The 18,779-nt window shown below is 60.8% G+C and carries 17 protein-coding genes; 10 read left to right on the forward strand and 7 right to left on the reverse strand.

The features are described from left to right. Positions 1-34: 34 nt before the first annotated feature. From ACP5VX_RS04005 to ACP5VX_RS04035, 7 genes are read right to left on the reverse strand one after another with little or no spacing between them, the layout of a single operon-like run. Positions 35-811: a 4-phosphopantoate--beta-alanine ligase gene (locus ACP5VX_RS04005; protein ID WP_428724608.1), complete on the reverse strand. Its 777-nt coding sequence runs from the start codon at positions 809-811 to the stop codon at positions 35-37. After that, positions 741-1,649, reverse strand: a complete 909-nt coding sequence (locus ACP5VX_RS04010) for a pantoate kinase (RefSeq protein WP_428724609.1) — start codon at positions 1,647-1,649, stop codon at positions 741-743. The genes ACP5VX_RS04005 and ACP5VX_RS04010 overlap by 71 nt, the downstream gene beginning before the upstream one ends. A 6-nt stretch (positions 1,650-1,655) precedes the next feature. Further along, entirely contained in the window at positions 1,656-2,936 is a 1,281-nt protein-coding gene (locus ACP5VX_RS04015; protein WP_428724610.1) for an alkaline phosphatase family protein, read from the reverse strand. A 17-nt stretch (positions 2,937-2,953) separates the two neighbouring features. Further along, a complete protein-coding gene (panB, locus tag ACP5VX_RS04020) occupies positions 2,954-3,775 on the reverse strand; it encodes a 3-methyl-2-oxobutanoate hydroxymethyltransferase (RefSeq protein WP_428724611.1) in 822 nt (273 codons plus the stop codon). Beyond that, the gene (locus ACP5VX_RS04025; RefSeq protein WP_428724612.1) at positions 3,753-4,700 is read right to left on the reverse strand and encodes a ketopantoate reductase family protein; all 948 of its coding nucleotides are present in this window, start codon (positions 4,698-4,700) and stop codon (positions 3,753-3,755) included. Before ACP5VX_RS04025 ends, panB begins: the two co-directional genes overlap by 23 nt. A 1-nt stretch (position 4,701) precedes the next feature. Continuing rightward, the gene (locus tag ACP5VX_RS04030; RefSeq protein ID WP_428724613.1) at positions 4,702-5,580 is read right to left on the reverse strand and encodes a thiamine-phosphate synthase family protein; all 879 of its coding nucleotides are present in this window, start codon (positions 5,578-5,580) and stop codon (positions 4,702-4,704) included. Continuing rightward, positions 5,567-6,229, reverse strand: a complete 663-nt coding sequence (locus tag ACP5VX_RS04035) for a hypothetical protein (RefSeq protein ID WP_428724614.1) — start codon at positions 6,227-6,229, stop codon at positions 5,567-5,569. The genes ACP5VX_RS04030 and ACP5VX_RS04035 overlap by 14 nt, the downstream gene beginning before the upstream one ends. Before the next feature lie 119 nt (positions 6,230-6,348). Between ACP5VX_RS04035 and ACP5VX_RS04040 the strand changes: the two genes are divergently transcribed. The 10 genes from ACP5VX_RS04040 (at position 6,349) to ACP5VX_RS04085 (ending at position 18,627) form a co-directional block, all read left to right on the forward strand. Beyond that, complete coding sequence (locus ACP5VX_RS04040) at positions 6,349-7,068, forward strand: ABC transporter ATP-binding protein (protein WP_428724615.1); 720 nt, start codon at positions 6,349-6,351, stop codon at positions 7,066-7,068. A 1-nt stretch (position 7,069) separates the two neighbouring features. Then, the gene (locus ACP5VX_RS04045; RefSeq protein WP_428724616.1) at positions 7,070-8,335 is read left to right on the forward strand and encodes an ABC transporter permease; all 1,266 of its coding nucleotides are present in this window, start codon (positions 7,070-7,072) and stop codon (positions 8,333-8,335) included. Between the two features lie 41 nt (positions 8,336-8,376). Then, the gene (locus ACP5VX_RS04050) at positions 8,377-8,892 is read left to right on the forward strand and encodes a winged helix-turn-helix domain-containing protein (RefSeq protein WP_428724617.1); all 516 of its coding nucleotides are present in this window, start codon (positions 8,377-8,379) and stop codon (positions 8,890-8,892) included. Beyond that, a complete protein-coding gene (locus ACP5VX_RS04055; RefSeq protein WP_428724618.1) occupies positions 8,892-10,292 on the forward strand; it encodes an alpha-amylase in 1,401 nt (466 codons plus the stop codon). The genes ACP5VX_RS04050 and ACP5VX_RS04055 overlap by 1 nt, the downstream gene beginning before the upstream one ends. 77 nt (positions 10,293-10,369) lie before the next feature. Further along, positions 10,370-11,911, forward strand: a complete 1,542-nt coding sequence (locus ACP5VX_RS04060) for an alpha-amylase (protein WP_428724619.1) — start codon at positions 10,370-10,372, stop codon at positions 11,909-11,911. Positions 11,912-11,913: 2 nt separating this feature from the next. Next, a complete protein-coding gene (locus tag ACP5VX_RS04065; RefSeq protein ID WP_428724620.1) occupies positions 11,914-13,836 on the forward strand; it encodes an alpha-amylase/4-alpha-glucanotransferase domain-containing protein in 1,923 nt (640 codons plus the stop codon). A 7-nt stretch (positions 13,837-13,843) separates the two neighbouring features. Next, positions 13,844-15,406 (forward strand): glycosyltransferase, encoded by a 1,563-nt coding sequence (locus ACP5VX_RS04070; protein WP_428724621.1) that lies wholly within the window; start codon positions 13,844-13,846, stop codon positions 15,404-15,406. After that, on the forward strand, positions 15,407-17,302 hold the full coding sequence (locus ACP5VX_RS04075; RefSeq protein ID WP_428724622.1) for a glycoside hydrolase family 57 protein: 1,896 nt from the start codon (positions 15,407-15,409) through the stop codon (positions 17,300-17,302). It begins immediately after the preceding gene. 46 nt (positions 17,303-17,348) lie between these two features. Continuing rightward, on the forward strand, positions 17,349-18,290 hold the full coding sequence (locus ACP5VX_RS04080; protein WP_428724623.1) for a DHH family phosphoesterase: 942 nt from the start codon (positions 17,349-17,351) through the stop codon (positions 18,288-18,290). An 88-nt stretch (positions 18,291-18,378) separates the two neighbouring features. Then, on the forward strand, positions 18,379-18,627 hold the full coding sequence (locus tag ACP5VX_RS04085) for a hypothetical protein (protein WP_428724624.1): 249 nt from the start codon (positions 18,379-18,381) through the stop codon (positions 18,625-18,627). The last annotated feature ends 152 nt before the right edge of the window (positions 18,628-18,779 follow it).

Genomic DNA, 18,779 nt, shown 5'->3' on the forward strand with positions numbered 1-18,779 from the left:
CACCCCGCCTCCGCCCAGCCCCGTTGTAGCCCTCTCAATGGCTGGCGCCACGCATACTACGCGCTATCTCGGCTAGCCTGGTCTTTATGAAGTCCAGGGCCTCGGCGAGCACTTGGTTGTTGTCGTACGAGCCTAGTATGGCCTGGAGCTCGTTTTTGGGCCTCTTCTTGAGCTCTCTCACCTCCTCCACCAGGGCGGGCATGGCCCTCACAATGTTGTCTACGATCGTTATGCTCGCCGCCCTCGCGGTCCTAGAGAGCGGGTTCAGGTCGACCGCGATGACGGTCTTACCCATCCGTCTAAGGGCCTCCGTCCTGTCCCCGTCCTCGAGGGGCACGAGTACGACGTCCGCGACGAGGATCCCCCTGGGGCTCACCCTCCTCCTCTCGCTGAACAGCTCCGGTATGGTCGCGGAGGCGTCCTCGCCGACCCCGAGCACCTCTCGTGCGCCAGCCTCCCTCAGGACGCCGGCGATAAGCTCCTCTCTCTCGCGTGTTCTGTAGAAGAGGTTCACCTCGATCTTCGCCGGGACCTCTTCCGCGAGCCTTACAACGTGCTCTGCGACGAGAGCGGCCGTGTTGCCGTTAACGGATATGACCGGGTGCTTCGCTAGGAGTAGCGCGGCGGCAGCGGCCCTTATCGCCTTACGGGCGAACTCCCTCGTCTCCTCCCCTATCAGGTAGTCGAAACACTCGCCCCGCCCATGGGCTATGAGGCCCTCTGGGACGACGTACCCCCTCTTAAAGCCTTCGACCAGCCTCTCCCTTATCAGCAGGCTCTCCCGCCTCGGGTGGCTCGGTGGAATGTACAAGCCCGACACCTTCGTCCGCCACCGTTGTCTCAAACGTGTTTAGCCCACGACCCTTTAATAAAGAGGCAAGGTCGTGGCTCCACTCCCTCTCAACCCAGACCACGAGGGCGCTCTTCTTCAAGTAGAACCCCGCCACCCCCCTAACGCCAGCGAGCAGGTCTTCCACCCTACTGTAGTCGAAAAGCCTCCTCGTGAAGGACCTCGACAGCTCGAAGAAGAGGGCGAGGTCGCGGGTCTCCAAGAGTCTCTCCACGGCTTTATCGACTAGTTCCCGGGCCCACGGGCCCATCCTGGAGAGAACAGCCGCCGTGGGCTCGGACCCCGGCAGCTCGGCGACTACAAGCGCGGGCTTGAGACCCCTCACAACCACGGCCTCCCCGACGCCCGGGGGTCCGGGCCTGGTCCTGACGACCAAGCCCCCGTGGAACTGGGCCATTACGTCCCCAAGACCCGTGCTGTGCTCTACCTCTGCTACGTGGGCGCTCCACGTCGACCTCTCGGAGACTCCTCTGCCCAGAGCAGCCGAGATCAGGGTGCTGAGGGAGAGCGACAGGGCGCTGGACAGGGCGAACCCCTTACCTAGGCCTACAGGCGACGACGCGGATACGCCTAAGTTGAAGCCCTCCAGCCCGCAGATCCTGCGGGCGTGGCCCTCCAGCGCCCTTACCCCGTTGACCTCAACCCAGCATCCACTACCAGAGGGCCTCGCGACTACCCAGAGGTCTAGGACGAGCCCGGCCCCTAAACTACCCGTGTGCAGGGCGTCGGGGCCTTTGACCGGGGCCCAGAAGCCGGAGACGTGGAGGGGTACGCGGGCGAAAACTCCCTCCTTGCTCAACGGCTTCTACACCAAGAACCTGGAGTAGAGGTCTGGGAGTAGCTGCCACCCGTGCTCGTAGACCCCCAGCCTCCCCCTGGCGCACTTCCTCTCCGTGAAGGCGTCCACGTCGTCTGGCGCGACGCCCTCCGCGTTGAAGACTACTGGAACCGGGTCGTCGGTGTGCGCCCTCACGCTAGGCGGGGTGGAGTGGTCGGCCGTCACTATCACGGCGAGCCTGCTCGGCCTGTTCTCGACCAGGAGGCTCACGTAGTACTTGTCTATCTCCTCGATCCTCCTCTTCTTCAGCTCGAAGTCCCCGTCGTGCCCGGGCTCGTCCGGCCCCTTGAGGTGGACGTACACGATCTCGTTGTTGCTGAGCGCCTTCATAGTTGCCTCGAACCTCTCCTCGTAGTCCCTTCTCGGGTCCCCGCTCGGGGGGTCGAGGACTACTGTCTCGGCGCCGAATATCCTGCCTATACCGACCTCGACGGGCATCTCGGCGAGGACTGCGAACCTGCACTTGTACTTCTCCGTCAGCGGTGTCGCTCTAGGTAGCGACCCTCCGGCGTCTCTGAGGAGGATCGCGTTGGCCGGGGGCAGGCCCCTCCTCCGCCTCTCCTCGTTCACCGGGTGTTTGTCTAGGACCTCGATGGCCTTCTCCACGAAGGCGTTCGCGAGCTCGGCGGCCGCCCTCGCCTCGGGCGTGTCCTCGAGGGGCTCTACCCTCGCTAAGTACGGCTTGAAGTCCTTCACTGCCACGCTTATCAGCCCCCTCCTCACGTAGGCGGGGTCGTTGTTGCTCACCATGGGGGAGAGCCTGCGGGAGCGGCTCCCGATTATCACCACTGCCCTGTGCCCGATCGTGGCCTTGACCCTCGCGTAGCCGTCGTGTATCCCCAGCTCCATGCCGTCTAGTTGCTCGGCAAGAACCTTAGCCTCCTCGCTCGAGAGGCTCCTGCCCACCCTCCTGTCTATTATCCGCCTGGTAGAGACCTCGATAGTGGCGAAGTTAGACCTGAAGGCGATCTCGTAGCCCTCCTTGAAGGACATGCCCGCGCCGATCGCCTCTATAGGCCCCCTCCCGGTGTACACCTCGTGGGGGTCGTAGCCCAGTAGCGATATCACCGCCTCGTCGCTCTCCGGCGCTACCCCCCTGCCAACTGTGTACATCAGGCCGCAGACCCCGTACTTCGCGAGCTTGTCTAGGTAGGGCTTGTGGGCCGCCTCAAGCGTTGTGACGGGGTCGCTCAACCTGTCCGAGGCCCCGTCGATGACGAGGTAGAGTAGCTTGTACTTCAAGCCCATTTAAACCCCCTGTTTAACTACTCGCCGTCTCGATTATAAGCGTCCGAGAAAAACGAGTGCTCCCTCCCGGGGAACAGGCCGGCCTTCACCTCCCGCACGTACTCGGACACAGCACTAAGAATGGCGCTCCTCAGGTCGGCGTACTTCTTGGCGAACGGGGGAATCGACTCCGATAGTCCCAGCACGTCGTGGAGGACCAGTATCTGCCCGTCGCACATCCAGCCGCTGCCGATGCATATGGTCGGCACCGACACCTGCTTTGTGATCTCAGCGGCTACGTCGGCGGCGGTGAACTCTATGACTATCGCGAAGACCCCGGCCTTCTCTAACTCCTTCGCGTCCTCGATGATCCTCTCTATCTCGGACGCCTTCACCCCCCTCCTCCTGTAGCCCCCGAGGACCAAGTACCTCTGGGGCGTCAGCCCGATGTGGCCCATGACAGGGATGCCGGCTCTGACCATGGCCTTTATGACGTCTGCCATCTCGGCTCCCCCCTCGATCTTGACGGCCTCGGCCCCCTTCTTGATCATCAGGCCAGCGTTGTAGACAGCGTCCTCGACGCTCGCCTCGTAGCTTAGGAAGGGCATGTCGCCCACTAGCAGCGCCCTCGGCTTAGCCCTCGCGGCGCTCTCCACGTGGAGCAGCATCATGTCCATCGACACCGGGAGCGTGGAGGGGAGGCCGTGCACGACCATGCCCACGCTGTCTCCCACGAGGATTATGTCGACCCCCGCCTGGTCCACGATCTTAGTCGTCGTGTAGTCGTAGGCTGTTATAGCGGCTATTTTCTCGGAGCCCTTCTTCTTCATGATGTCTCTAACTGTGACCTTCTTGCTCATGCCATCCCTCGATCATGTGTATTAGTAGTGTGATAACCTTGTTCACGCTTATATTCCAACCAGCGGACTCCAGGGTCCTCGCCACGAACCCGTTGATGTAGTCTACCTCGGTCCTCCTCCCCCTCATCAAGTCCTGCGCCATACTCGAGTAGTTCTCCCCCGTCGCCCTCGCCCCGTTGAGGACGTGCCTGAGTAGCTTCTCCTTGTCGAGCGAGACGCCGTGGAGCCTCGCCGCCTCTACGACCTCGCCCAGTATCATCTCTACTAGGGGCCTCGCCTCCTCCAGCAACACAACCTTGTTCTTGGCGCGGGCGATCGCCGTCAGGGGGTTCACGACGCTGTTCAAGCCTAGCTTGAGCCACCTGTAGAAGTCTATGTCGTCCACCACCTTGACGTCGCAGCCGCCTCTCCTGAGGGACTCGGCCAGCTCGACGAGGCCCCCGCACCCCCCTCTCCTCGACCCGACGACAACGGAGTTGCCTCCCGTGTGCTTCACGTAGTCGTCTCTAACCCTCTCAGCCCCGAAGTAGACAACGCCGGCCGCTACGCACTTGTCGGGGAAGGCCTCCTCGGCCAGCTCGAGACTCCCGAACCCGTTCTGCACCATTAGGATCGAGCGGGCCGACCTCGAGACCGCCCTCATCAAGTCCAGCGTGGAGGGGACGTCGACGGCCTTAACTGCGTTTATAACGTAGCCGCACTCCACCCCGGTCTCGGTGTAGAGGAGGGGCCTTACGCGGACTAGGCTCGTGCCACCCCCGAACTCTACGAGTATCCCGCCTGTCCTCTCGACCGCCTTCACGGACTCGCTCCTCCTGTAGAAGACGGCGATCTCCTGCCCCGGGTCCCCCCTCGACAGGTAGAAGGCTAGAACGGACCCTACAGCACCCCCTCCCACGATACAGTACTTGGCGTAGACAGGCATGTCAGACCACGCCGTGCTGCAGTATGTAGTCCAGTACGTTCTCCAGCTCCACGAAGTCGCGCGCCAAGAGGTAGATGTTGGGCTCAAGCCCTTTACCGCCCTGGTCCACGATCACGTCCGGACTCTGGGCGACGGCCTCTTGAATCGCTCTCCAGAAGGAGTCCTGGCTGTCGTGCGGGCCTGTCTCGACGATCTTCAGACCCATCCTAGCCGAGACCTCGCCTACCCAGGGCAGGTTCGCTATGTTCATCACGACTCTCTTCCCCTTGTTGTACTTCTGGGCTAGAACGAGTATCCTGGCGAGGTGCCTACTGGCACCGTACATCGGCTCGCCCGCGTAGGCCACCTTGCCGTCCAGCCTCACTATCCTCCCCGTGAGGGCTATCACCTCGCCTAGGTCCACTGCCTCGCGGGGTGCGTAGGCTATGTTCGTCCCCACTTCGGGTATTAGCTTGTGGAGCATCGGCTTAGACAGTAGCCTGTTGACGAAGTCCCTGTACTCGTCGATGAACGGGTCAACTAGAGAGCCCTTTACGCAGAACTCCCTCAGCCAGTACAAGTGCCGGCATGCGTACCTCGTCGCTAACTCGTTGACGTAGTAGTTGGAGACGATCACGAACCTGAGGACGTCGCCCCTCTCGAGGTATGAGGCGAGGTTGTTGACCACGTAGAGGATCTCGTCCTCGGAGAACCCCATTGCGACGAGCTTCTCCTTGTACCCTTTGTAAGGCTTGCTCAAGTACTTGTTGACCAGGGGCTGGGAGACGCCGAGGAGCTTGGATATCCTGTGCTGGCTTATGTTCCTGCGGTGTAGCTCGTGGATTAAGAGCCCCCTGAGGTGGGGGAGGATCTTCTTACTAGCGATGTCATGTATTATCATGTAGTCCGAAGGCCCTCAGGGTCTCCTCTAGGCGGAGTTTACCCTCGCCCGCCAATTTATCCTTTGACATCTTCGCCGACACGAGCTCGGCTAGCCTGAGGAGCTCTCTCACCTCGCTCAACTGGGTCGCGAAGTACTCCTCGTAGTTCGACATCTCGTAGTAGAGCTCCACCAGCTTGGTCAACTCGTTGAAGACGACGCTCCTGAACAACTCCTTGTCGACGTTGCTGAGACTGGGCTTGGAGGCGAGCTTCAAGAGGGTGCTCCTCACCCTTGCGGGCTCAAGGCTCTCGTACTTCAGCTTCAGTAGCGCCAGCCGGGGGTCGTCGGTCTCAGCGGCGCCCCCGTAAACAGCTCTCTTCACGGCCTCGACGTCTACGAACCTCCACCACGTCTGGTTGCTGGAGGTGTAGGACTTCTCCACTACGCCGTACTCCTTCTCCAGGCTCCTCAGTAGGTTGACCGGGTTGTAGTTGAAGCCCAGCCTCGCCAGCTTGAGGACCAGGTGCTTGAAGCTGAAGTCGCCGTACCTGTGGTCGACGTTCGGGTCTCCAGCCACCTCGAGAGCGGCCTTTAAAACAAGGAAGCCCTTGTCACCGTACTTGTCTAGGAAAGCCCTAACGCGGTCGTAAACAGAGCTGGGGCTCAAAACAATACCCCGTTCACTTAATTTGGATGCGTGTGTTAATTTTTATAGGTAACCCGTACCCAGGGAGACCCTCTCCACGGAGTGCAAGTAATACCCGGCTATCACCGGAGGGTGGCGGCTTGGCCGTAGCCGTCAGAGTGGAGCACCTGCGGAAGGCGTTCGGTAGGGTGGTGGCCGTCGAGGACGTGACCCTCGAGGTTTACGAGGGCGAGATCTTCGGCCTCATAGGGCCCAACGGGGCGGGGAAGACCACTACGCTCAGGATGATCGCCGGGCTCGTCAAGCCGGACAGCGGGAGAGTCGCCGTAATGGGCCTAGACCCGTTTAAGGAGCCCGGCGAGGTGAAGAGGGTCCTCGGCTACCTCCCGGAGGAGGCGGACGTCTACACCCGGCTGACTGGTCTAGAGCACTTGAAGTTCTACGCGAGCATCTACGGGGGCGACGTAGACGAGACCGTGAGGTACGGCGCTGCTGTGAGCGGCCTGGGCAGTGACCTCTACAAGAAAGCGGGGGAGTACAGCAAGGGGATGAAGAGGAGGCTGCTGCTCAGCCTCGTCTTGATGAGGAGGCCGAAAATAGCCATCCTCGACGAGCCTACGAGCGGGCTCGACGTCTACTCTAGCATCAAGGTCCGTGACTTGATAAAGGCTTTCGCTAGGGAGAACGGGTCGACCATAATCCTCAGCAGCCACAACATGCTCGAGGTAGAGTACGTGTGCGACAGGGTCGCGTTCATCAACAAGGGCCGCGTCGTGGAGGTGGGCAGCCCGTCGGACTTGAAGAGGAGGTACGGCGCCAGCAACCTCGAGGAGGTCTTCGTTAAGGCGACGGGTGGTTGAGGTGAATCCCAGGGCCGTGGAAGTCGTGGTGTGGAAGGAGCTGCTGGACCTGTGGCGGGACAAGAAGACGCTGTTCGCAGCAATCCTACTACCGGTAGTGTCGATGCCCCTCATAGGGCTCACAGTCCTCCTGCTGTCGACACAGCAGCCCGTTAACGTCGCCGTCGTGGACAGGGACGACACCACCTACTCCGACCCTGTTCTCAACGTGACCGTTTCCTCCGAGTGGCTGGTCGGCAACCTGACGAGGGCGCTCGAAGCCACTGGATGCCGCGTCCACGCCTACACAGCCGAGCCGGGCAACCTAACGGTCTACGACCTAGTAGTCGTGATACCGAGGGGTTTCTCGCATAACGCTACAAGCCTAACGCAGCAGGCGAGAGTCGAGATAATAAGGAAGGCCAGTGTACAGCCGGCCCTCAACGCGGAGAACACGGTGCTCTCCACGCTCTCCCAGTTCTCGAGGAACCTATCAGAGGTAAAGGTCAGGCAGCTCGCCCTTATGTCCGGGCTCAGCCCCGGGTCCTTCAGCGTGGACTCCATACTCCAGCCGGTCGTAGCAGGCCCCATCCTGGTGATCACCCCCTCCGGGGCCCCCGCCTCGCCGCTGGAGCAGATCAAGCCCTTCCTAGCCAAGGTCCTGATACTCGGCCTGATCTTCGTCGTATCCCCGGCCTCCATGTACGTGGTAGACGGTATTGTGGGCGAGAGGGAGAGGAAGACCATCGAGTTGCTGCTCGCCACGCCGCTGAGCGTCTCGGAGGTCATCACGGGTAAGCTGATAGCTGCGTCCATACTCGGGCTATTGTCGAGCCTCTCGGACGTGGCGAGCCTGATGGTCTACATGTACCTGATAGCCCTCTCCGTCGGCGGTTTCTTCTGGCTTGTCATAGACCTAAAGCTGGTGCTCCTCCACGCTGTTACGGCTTTCTTCACGATCCTCGTCACGGTGGCGATCGCGACCCCCTTCGTGACTAGAACCCAGGGGGTTAGAAGCGCGAGCAACATCGCGACCATGGTCAACATGATCGGTATGGCCCTGTTCTTCTCGGGCTTCATGATCGACTACCCCAAGATCGAGCCCAGCATCCTATACCCGTTGATGGCGATACCCTACACGCACTCGATACTGGTGATACAGGACTACGTGTACGGGATGGTCTACTACTCAATGTTACACCTGGCGGTCCTAGTAGCGGTCAGCCTACTACTGCTGTACGTGGGAGTCAAGACCGTGAGCCCCGAGAAGATCCTCTTGGCTAGGTAGGCGGCTGGATAAGTTTTTAACAACGCCCGCTATTAATTTGAGTGAGGGATCGCCTCTTGAAGCAGTCCCACCTCAAGATCCTGTTATTGAGCGATGAAAACGGCCATTTGGACCTTAACAGCGTTCAGCAGAAACTTAATTTGACCATGTCAAGTCTCCGGAAGTACTTGCGCCAGCTCGAGAAGGACGGTTTAGTGGCGAGGAGCGAGAAGGGCTTCGTTTTGACCGAGAAGGGGCTGAAGCTTAAGAAGACCATACTGAACCTGAAGACGAAGAGGGACGTCCCCGCATACGTAGTCACCGACCCCTCCACGGGGCAACCCGTGCCAATCAGCTTCAGGAGCTACGCACAGCTCTACGCTCTCCTGGCCTACGACCTCGTGGACAAGACCCTCGTGGACAAGCACATCGCCCAGGGCTACTTGGCGAACTGGGCTAGGGACGCCGTCGGGGACGAGTACCTGGCGAGCCTCATCCAGAGCGGTGGGGTGAAGAACTCGAACGACCTGCTCTCTTACCTCAAGATGATCCTCCAGCTGGTAGCGGTCGAGAAGTAATGTCGGGAGCGGGTGAGTGGAGCGGGGCCCTCGGGCTACTGGAGGAGTACATCACTAGAGCTAGATGGTGGCCGTGGAAGACCGGGGGGAGAAGGCCGGTCCTAGTTAAAACGGCCTTCGTAGAGGACATCGCCCACCTCAAGTTCAGCGACGGGGAGAACCTATACCAGGCCTCCTTCATTCTCGGCGACCACCCCGGTCTACCAAGCGACAGGCTGATACCCTACAAGGGGCGGTTCATATACGAGGCGGAGTACGACAAGAGGTTCCTCGACGCGGTGAAGAGGGTGCCAGGCGTAGAAGTCGAGCTGTCGGGCGACCTAACCCCGGTCGTGGTCTCGGCTAAGCCCCTCACACTGGACTCCACGAACGTCCTCTCTCTAGTAGAGACTGCGGGCGGCGAGAGGTTGGTGTTGAAGAGCTACAGGCTTCTCCCCAGGGTTAACGTGGAGTACGAGTGCCTCGTGAAGCTTAGTAGGGAGGGGTTCAAGAACGCCCCCCGCGTGAGAGGCCTCGTCTACGAGGACGGCGAGCCGATCGCCATGCTCCTCCAGTACATACCCGGCTACAACGACGCAGGCTACCCGTTCTACGTCGAGCTCACCGAGTGGCTGAAGAACCCGGGGACGAGGCTGAACGTCGGCCTCTCGGCTAAGCTGGGCGTGATAACAGGCGGCCTACACAGCGCTTTGAACAAGCCCGGCGATAGGGGCTTCTTCGGCCTCGAGGAGGTGTCGGACAGAGACGTGTTGAGGTGGGAGGAGAGGCTCAGCAAGAGGGTGAAGTTCATACTAGAGAAGTTCGACGAGAACGCGAGGGTTAAGGGGCTCGAGTGGCTGGCCTTCTGGAGAGAGGTCTTCGAGAAGAGGGGTCTACAAGCCGTCGAAGAGGCGCGCAGCCTCCTGGACAAGTTCGTCCACGCGTACAAGGCGAGGATACACCAGGACCTCCACCTACTCCAGATGATCTACGACCCCGGCGAGAACGAGTTCTACATAATAGACTTCGAGGGCGAGCCCGGTAGGAGCCTTGAAGAGAGGCTGGAGAAGGAGCCCCCTCTAAGAGACGTCGCGTCGCTCGTGAGGAGCTTCCACTACCTCTCCTTCGCGGCCCTCCTCAACACGCTCGGAGGCAGCATTGACAGCTTGGCGAGGAGAGTTCTCGAGGAAGACCCCGCGCAGGCGTGGAGGAGGACCCACCTGACCTCAATGGTGTACTCATACCTCGCGAGGACTGGCCCCCTCGGCCTGCACGGCCTGGGCGACAAACTGCTACGCGAGGTGGACAGCCTCTTAAAGCCGTGGATCGTCGAGAGGGCCCTCTACGAGCTCGCCTACGAGCTGATGTACAGGCCTGACTGGGCCCCCATACCCTTACTCGGCTTGCTGCGCCTCTACTGAATAGTTTAATCGCATGTTTAAAGCTACTGACATGATGGTTTATTTGGCTAAGAGCAGTCTGTAATACTGGTGTTTAAATGCCCGATGTTGTTTTCGTGTTCGAAGTGCACCAGCCCTACCGCCTCGCCAGGAACGTCTACCAGAGGCTTGTCGAGAGGGCCCTCAAAGGCGAGCTCACGCTGAGAGACGTGGAGGAGGCGCTCTTCGACCAGCCCCTGAACAAGCTCGTGATGGAGAGGGCGGCGGCCAAGTGCTACGTACCCGCCACCCAGATCGTACTGGAGAACATCAACCGCTACAAGGACTGGGACAGGAAGTTCAAGGTCACGTACTCGGTTTCGGGGGTCTTCGTAGAGCAGGCTAAGCGGTGGGCTCCGCAAGTGATCGAGCTCTTCAGGAAGCTGGCGGAGACGGGCCTTGTGGAGTTCGCGAGCCAGACCTACTACCACAGCATGGTCGCATTCCTCGGCGTCCCGGAATACAGGGAGCTCGTCGAGCAGGTCACAGAGCACAGGAAGCTAATGGAGGAGGTCGTCGGCTACAGGCCTACCAGCATCGAGAACACGGAGTTCTCGTACAACAACGACATAGCGGCCGTCTTCGCCGGGCTGGGCTACAAGGTCGTGTTAACGGAGGGCGTCGACAGGGTCCTGGGCTGGAGGTCCCCGAACTACGTCTACAAGGCGTACGGTAGCGAGATAAAGGTGTTGACGAGGAACTACAGGCTGAGCGACGACATCGGGTTCAGGTTTAGCGACAGGAACTGGGACCAGTACCCGTTGACGGCGGACAAGTACTCGGCCTGGCTTGCCGCTACCCCGGGCGACGTTATAATGATAGCCGTGGACTACGAGACCTTCGGCGAGCACCACTGGCCTGAGACCGGCATACACGAGTTCCTCCGCTGGCTCCCCGGCGAGGTCCTGAAGTACTCGAACCTCTCGTTCTCGACGCCGAGCGAGGTTGTAGACAAGTACCCGGCCAGGGACGTCTTAGACGTCCCGCCCTGGTCCTCTATAAGCTGGGCGGACGAGCGGGACTTGAGCGCCTGGCTGGGGAACAACATGCAACAGGCCTCTATGAAGGCGCTCTACGACCTCTACTACTACGTGGTGGCGCTTGACGAGCCGGGGTTGAGGAGGCTGTGGAAGCTCCTTACGATAAGCGACCACTTGTACTACCAAGCCACGAAGTTCGGTAGCATAGGCGAGGTACACGCCTACTTCTCGCCCTACAAGAACGCCGCGGACGCCTACGCCCTGTTCATGGAGGCCGTGGGGGTCCTGTCCGTGCTGGTGGCCAACTCGATAGCGAGGAACCCGAGGGGGTTCGCGAGGAGGTTCAAGACGCCTCCCGAGAAGGCCTTCTACTTCTACTCTCCGCTCGAGGGCTTCATAGGCCTCAGGGCCTCGAGCCTACTGGAGCTCGCCGACCAGGTGAGGGCCGTGCCGGACGACATAGTCCTCTTCCACGCGAGGAGGGGCGACTTCTCGAGCTGGGTGAGAAACGTCTTTATGCTCGGCGACCTGGCAGATAGGATTAGTGAGGCCGAGAAGAGAGAGCCCCGCGAGGCCAAGGAGCTGATCGCGAGGTACATAAGGGAGTACCTGGGTGCGTAGGCTTGCCCGGCTACTTCGTATTCGCAATACACTTCCACCAGCCGACAGGGCAGCTGAAGAGGGTCAGCGACAGGGTCTTCGAAAACAGCTACAAGCTACTACTGGAGGTGCTGAAGGAGTTCAGCGACCTCAAGTTCACGGTACACGTGAGCGGCCCGCTCCTACTGTACGCCAGCGAGTACTACCCCGATTGGCTCAACGAGCTAGCCAAGCTGGCGCAGTACGGGGTGATCGAGGTACTGGGTGGGAGCCTGGGGGAGGCGATCCTCCCCATACTCCCCGGGGAGGACAGGGACCTCCAGCTGCGGGAGTACACGAGGCTCGCAGAAAAGGTCTTCGGGCTCAGGCCGAGGGGTGCCTGGCTGCCGGAGAGGGTCTGGGAGCCCGGGCTCGTCGGGCACTTCGCGAGGAACGGTATAGAGTACGTCCTACTAGACGACTCGACGCTCCAGAGGGCGAACAAGACCAGCAGCGACTCTCTGTACCCCTGGCTGACAGAGGACGCGGGGAGCAGGCTCGCGGCGTTCTTCATAGACACGGCCCTCCGCTACGTCCTACCCTGGGAGCACCCGGACAGAGTTATCGACTTCATGAAGTCCCGGGTCAGGGGCCTCGAAAACCCGGTGCTCGTCTGGGGTAGCGACGCTGAGAAGTTCGGGGAGTGGAGGGACCCGGGCTGGGCCAGGTGGTGGCTTAGGGAGTTCCTGAACAAGCTTAGGTTCGAGCGGGAGATTCAGACCGTACACCCCTCCGAGTACCTGAAGCAGTTCGGCGTCAGGGGCCTGGTCTACCTGCCCCCGGGCAGCTACGACAAGATGCTGGAGTGGAGCGGCGGGTTCTTCAGGAACTTCATCGTCAAGTACGCCGAGGTCAACAACATGCACAAGAAGATGCTGTGGGTGAGGAGGAAGCTGGAGCGCGCGGGCGGCGGGCTGGAGGAGGCCTGGAAGAGCTACCTGCTGGCGCAGTGCAACGACGCCTACTGGCACGGCTTGTTCGGAGGCGTATACCTCGCTCACCTCAGGCAGGCGATCTACGAGAACTACATCAAGGCTGAGAGAGCGGCCGAGGAGGCCACGGGCTACTTCGGGGAGGAGGCCCGTAAACTCCTCCTAGAGGACTTCGACTACGACGGCCTAGACGAGCTCTTGGTCGAAAGCAGGGACTACAACGTCTACATAGACCTACGGGACGGCGGCACGGTCTTCGAGTTCGACGTCAAGAGGAAGGGGCTCGAGCACAACCTCCAGGACACGATGAGCAGGTACGCGGAGCCCTACCTCGAGGGGGCGAAGTTCGCGCCCGACTGGTACAGGCGCGTCAGCGCCAGGGTCCACTTGTGGAGCACCGACACAGGGATAGACGACTGGCTGTGGAACACGCCCTTCAAGGACCTCAGCGACCTCGCCTTGGCTAGGCACTACCTCACCCACATGGACAAGGAGGGGGTGACGCTGAGGGCTACCGGGGGCTACTACGTCTTCGGGAGCAGAGTCGCCGAGGTCGAGGTGGAGAAGAGGGTGAGGTTCCTAAGCAACGGCTACGCGATCGACTACGCGGTGAGGAACCTGAGGGGCGGTGTGATAAGGGCCAAGGTAGGCTTCGAGTACCACCTGGCGCCCAAGATAGACAGGGTGGGCGAGGGGGAGCTCTCGTACGCGGTGGGCGGCTCGCGTCTGAGCGTCAGGGACAAGTACGTGGGCAGAGCCAGCTCTGTAAGGGTGTCGAGCCCCGTCTACCCCGACGTAGAGCTGTCGGCGAGTAGAGAGCTCGAGGTGTGGGTGGCACCGCTGTCTACTCTGGCGAGGACGGAGAAGGGCCTTATGGAGATGTTCCAGGGGCTAGCGGTCCAATTCGTGGACTACGTCGAGCTAGACCCGGGGAGAGAGGTCAGGCTCACCGTAGAGACGAGGGTCGCGTGGTAATCTAGAGTTGAGGGCCTGGATCCTGACCTTCGAGTCCAAGACGACGAGGAAGGTCGGCGGTCTGGCCGAAGTACCGCCGGAGCTGGCCAAGGGCCTCATCGAGAGGGGGGTCGAGGCCGTCCTGGTGACGCCCTCGCACGGACTGACCCTCGAGGGGGACGTGATACTAGAGTACAGGGTTGAAGGCGAGGTCTACAGGGTGTTATCCTCGGACCTGGGCGGCCTGAGGCACTACATAGTCAGCGGCGGGCTCTTCAACAGCAGCGACGTCTACGGCGGCGACCTCTACGCGAAGGCCCTCGCCTTCACTCGCGTGGTGAAGGCCCTCTACGAGAAGTCCCTGGACGAGGGTGACTGGCCCGACGTCCTCCACGCCAACGACTGGCACTCCGGCCTGTCGATTGTCGCGGTGAACAGCCTGGCCCTCGAGAAGGGGGTGAAGACGAGGCTTGTCTACCACGTGCACCTGCTCTCGAAGTCGAGGGCGAGGCTAGAGGACCTGGAGTCCTTGACCGGCGGGAAGCAGGTCAGGGGTAGGCACGGCGTGAGGGACTTGAGGTACTACTACGAGGCCTCACAAGGGTTCGTCGACAAGCTAGTCCCCCTCGTCTCCGACGCCACGGTAACCGTTAGCGACGACTACGCTAGGACTGTTGAGAAGTGGGTGGGCCTCAACCACGGCCTGAGAGTCCTCACGGTGCCCAACGCGAGCTCGTGGACGCCCGAGTTGGTCCAGAAGTATGTCAAGGAGCTGGCGGGAGACAGGGGGGTGGCCGACAGAGCCCTGACTAGGAGGGCCGTGTTCAAGGAGCTGTGCTCGGGGAGCGTGAGCGCGCTGTCCGACGACGCCTATAGGGCGCTCAAGGCCCTGGGAGTCGACGCCGAGAGCGACACCTGGCACCAGTGCTTCGAGGAGGACGGAGACCTGGTACTGGCCACCGGTAGGGTCTCCAGGCAGAAGGGCTTCGACCTTTTGCTCAACGCCCTCGAGAAGGTCTTGGTCAGGAACCCCATGGTCAGGGTACTCTTAATGGTCATCCCCGTGCCAGGCTCCGAGAGCATCCTCGAGTTCATGGTAAGGAGGCTTAGGCTGTTCGACAAGAACCTGAAGATAGTCTTCGGCCACGTGGATAAGAGGGTCTTCGTCCCCGCCCACTACGCCGCAAGCGTGTTCGTCGCCCCGAGCTACTACGAGCCCTTCGGCCTCGTCGCGCTAGAGGCCATGGCCTCGGGCACCCCCGTCCTGGCCAGCGACACCGGTGGGTTCAAGACTACAGTCCTCGACGTACGGGTGCACGGGCTGCGTGGGACGGGGGTCCTCTTCGAGAACGGGTCTGTAGAGCAGCTAGCCTCCTACCTAGCAGACCTAACGCTGTTCATGGCCGCCGAGGACGGCGCGGCCCAGTCCACCCGTGTGCCCGGGAGGATAATGGACCCGGCAATAAGGAGGCTGCTCGAGGAGGAGCCTAGAGCACCCTCGATTATAAGGAGATCTTGTGCCCATAGATCGGCGGAGTTTAGTTGGGCGAGGTCTGTTTCGAGGCTACTCGAGGTCTACGGGGCGGTTTAGTTGTCTAGCATCGTCCCTTTTAAACACGTAAACGGCGTAGAGGCCTACCTCGTGCTGGACAAACCGCTCTACAAGCCCGGCGGGGAGGCCAAGGCGCACATACTCCTCGAGAACAGGGGGCACGAGAGGAGCCTGAGAGTAAGGCTGGTCGACGAGAAGAACTCTGTCCAGGCCGATAAGACGGTTAACCTGAAGGAGGGGGAGAGAGTCGTAGACATAACACCGGTCTCCTTGATCGAGCAGCCCGGTGTGCACAGGCTGAAGCTCTACCTCGACTCCACGGTGGTCGACGAAGTCGCCTACATCACTGGGGACCCGTCGTCTAGGAGGCCCGTTAAAGTGGCCTTTGTATGGCACAACCACCAGGCCCCCAACTACGACCCCGCGGGCAGGTTCCACGCGGACTGGGCCTTCTCCTACGTCTACAAGGACATACTCAAGCCCTACGGCCGGGGCCCCTACCACTACCACACGGTCCTGCTAGAGAACCACCCGAGCTACCACGCCACGTTCAACCTCAGCCCCAGCCTGCTCTACCAGTGGGACATGGCTGTCAAGGGCCGCGTGGTCTTCAAAGACGGGAGGGCGCTCCCCAGGGAGAGCGACGAGGTGAAGCTGATCGAGGAGACGCTGAATTCCTACATAGAGTTCGCCAAGGAAGGGAGGATAGACGTTCTGACCAGCGTGTACGCCCACACGATACTGGGCTTCCTGACGGACGTTCTGGACGCGCCCGACGTCGTCGCCGAGGAGGTCGCCTACGGGGTTAAGGTGAGCAAGGAGGTCCTAGCCGGGTACGAGCCCCTAGGGTTCTGGACCCCCGAGATGGCGTTCTCCATGAAGCTGGTGAAGATACTCCAGGACAACGGGCTGGAGTACACGGTGCTGGACGACGCCAACCACTTCTACTACTCGGAGGGCGAGAGGGGGACGCACTACGAGCCGTACATCCTCCTGGACCCGTCCACCAGGAGCCACATAACCGTGTTCTTCAGGGACAGCTACCTGAGCAACGTGCTGAGCTTCCAGAACAACTTCGTATCCGAGCTACACGCTTGGAGGAACGCGTACGAGTTCGCGTACATGGTGGCGGGGAAGTGGCTGGAGAGGGCGGCGAAGATAGTGACGGTGGCGCTCGACGGCGAGAACTGGATGGCGTTCTCTAAAAACCCTCCCCTCACAGCGTACTTCTCGGACAGGCTCCTCCTCTACCTCGAGGCCTTGTCCGACTTCAACTTCATAAAGACGACGCACCTCAGGGAGGCCCTCGAGGAGGTGCCGGCGAGGAGGGTGCTCACCAACATACCGACCAACACGTGGCTCGGGACCTTCAACAAGTGGCGCGGAGAGGTCGCTGAGCAGGAGAAGCACTGGACGAGGGTGGCCGAGGCGCTGAGGCTCCTCAGGGCCTACGAGAACATGATCCAGGGGAGGGACAGCTACAGCGAGCATGCGAGGTACGCCCTGTGGCACGCACTCGACAGCGACTACTGGTGGGCGGAGTTCTGGAGCCCCGGGGTTATAAACGCGTGGCTCGACGAGGCGTACAGGGTACTGCAGGACAGGCTCGGTAAGGTCAGGGTGGTGGACGTCAAGGTCAGGGGGGACCTCTACATGGGAGGGGAGTGCGAGCTTGTGGCGTCAGTGGAGAACAACCTCGACAGGGACGTCAAGGTGAGCATACTCGTAGACTCCTACGTTCTCAGGGACATCGCCGGGGCCCCCAGGCAGGTCGTCTTGAAGGCTAGGACGGTCAACAACGTTGCCTTCAGGGTAAGGGCGACGTCTGCTGGAGAGGCGCCCGTCTCTATTCTGCTACTCAGCGACAGCAGCGTTGTGTCCTCGTACACGAGGAGCCTGTATGTCGCGCAGAGGCTACCGCACAATCCACGTTAGTTTTTTAACAGTGCTTACAAATTAACTATCACGCCCCGGGTAGGTAGTGGTGAGTAGAGTCTCGATAACGCACTGGGATATCGACGGCCTCGCGTCGGCGGCCTTCATTTACTTCAAGGTCAGGCCGGTGCAGCAGATACTGGCATCGGTGACCTCTCTCCCCAACTACCTCCTAGAAGTCCTCCGCCAGACCCCGCCGGTTAGAGAGGTCTGGATAGCGGACTTGAACCCCCAGGCGTCTAGCCTGAGGGCCCTAATCACGTTCCTCGAGGAGGCCAAGAGGAGGAAGATCAGGGTCTACTGGCTAGACCACCACGAGTGGGACCCGAGCGTGTACAGAGAGCTAGTGGGCTTCGACGACGTGCTGACTTACGTGGTAGACCCGAACTACACCGCGGCCGACCTCGTCGCCAGCAAACTCGGGTTGAAAGGCGACAAGTTCGTCGAGGAGCTCGTTAAGCTCTCCTACGACGACGACTTCTTCCTCAACAAGTACGAGCTTACAGTGAGGTGGAGGAGGGTGCTGAGGTGGTACGGCTGGGAGGTGAGGTACAAGGCGTTGGAGTCCTTCAAGAGGAGGGATTTGGCCCCTGCGTGGATGATCGAGCTGTACAACAGAGAGGTCTCGGTCGTCTACGAAAACCTGATAAGGGAGGCGATCGCCAGGATGGACATCGTCGAGAGAGACGGGTTCAGGATAATGATATTCCCCGACGTGGACCCGCGGGTCCACCCCGGCGAGATCGTCGACGTGTCGGAGAAGAACGGCCTGGTAGCCCACCTATACATCGTCAGGTACCCGCGCGGCGTCAGCCTGAGGAGCGACTACATAGACGTCTCGTCGATCGCCAGAGACCTGGGCGGCGGCGGTCACGCGAGAGCGGCAGGCATACCGGGCGAGGTCAACCTGAGGGCAGTACTAGACAAGGTCTTCGAGAAAATAGACCAGTCGAAGTACGCCCCTTTAGCTGGCAGACAGGTCGCCTAGCAGCCCTCCCGCCTTGACGTGCTCAATTAAAAACAGCGATATATTATATAAGTTTTAAAATCCTACATTAGGAGTAAAGGGACCTCGTTTGCCTCTAAACGTCAGCATACGGCAAGAGGACGTCGACTGCGTCAAGAGGCTCATGTCCAAGCCGTGCGAGATGCTGAAGATGATACCCGTTGTCACCGACTGCGCCGTGTCGGGGGACACGGTGAGGCTCGCCCTCGGCGACGAGCTCTTTAAGGCCGTAGCGGTCTACACCGTTCTAGAGAAGACCGAGACCAAGATAGCCCTCTCCCTCGACTACCTGGAGGAGGGGGGCCGAGGGCGAGGTTGACCGAGCTCTGGCTGACACTCGAGGGCAGCAACCTCATCATAGACTACAGGCTCGAGGCCGGGTTTAGGGTGAGGGGCCAGGCCCAGAGAAGCCTCGAGACGAACCTGTTAGCGCTGCGGGGCGTAATCCCGGTCGTGTGCTCGAGGCTCGGG

Origin of the sequence: Thermogladius sp., from assembly GCF_049970955.1 — an archaeon.
GTDB lineage: Archaea > Thermoproteota > Thermoprotei_A > Sulfolobales > Desulfurococcaceae > Thermogladius.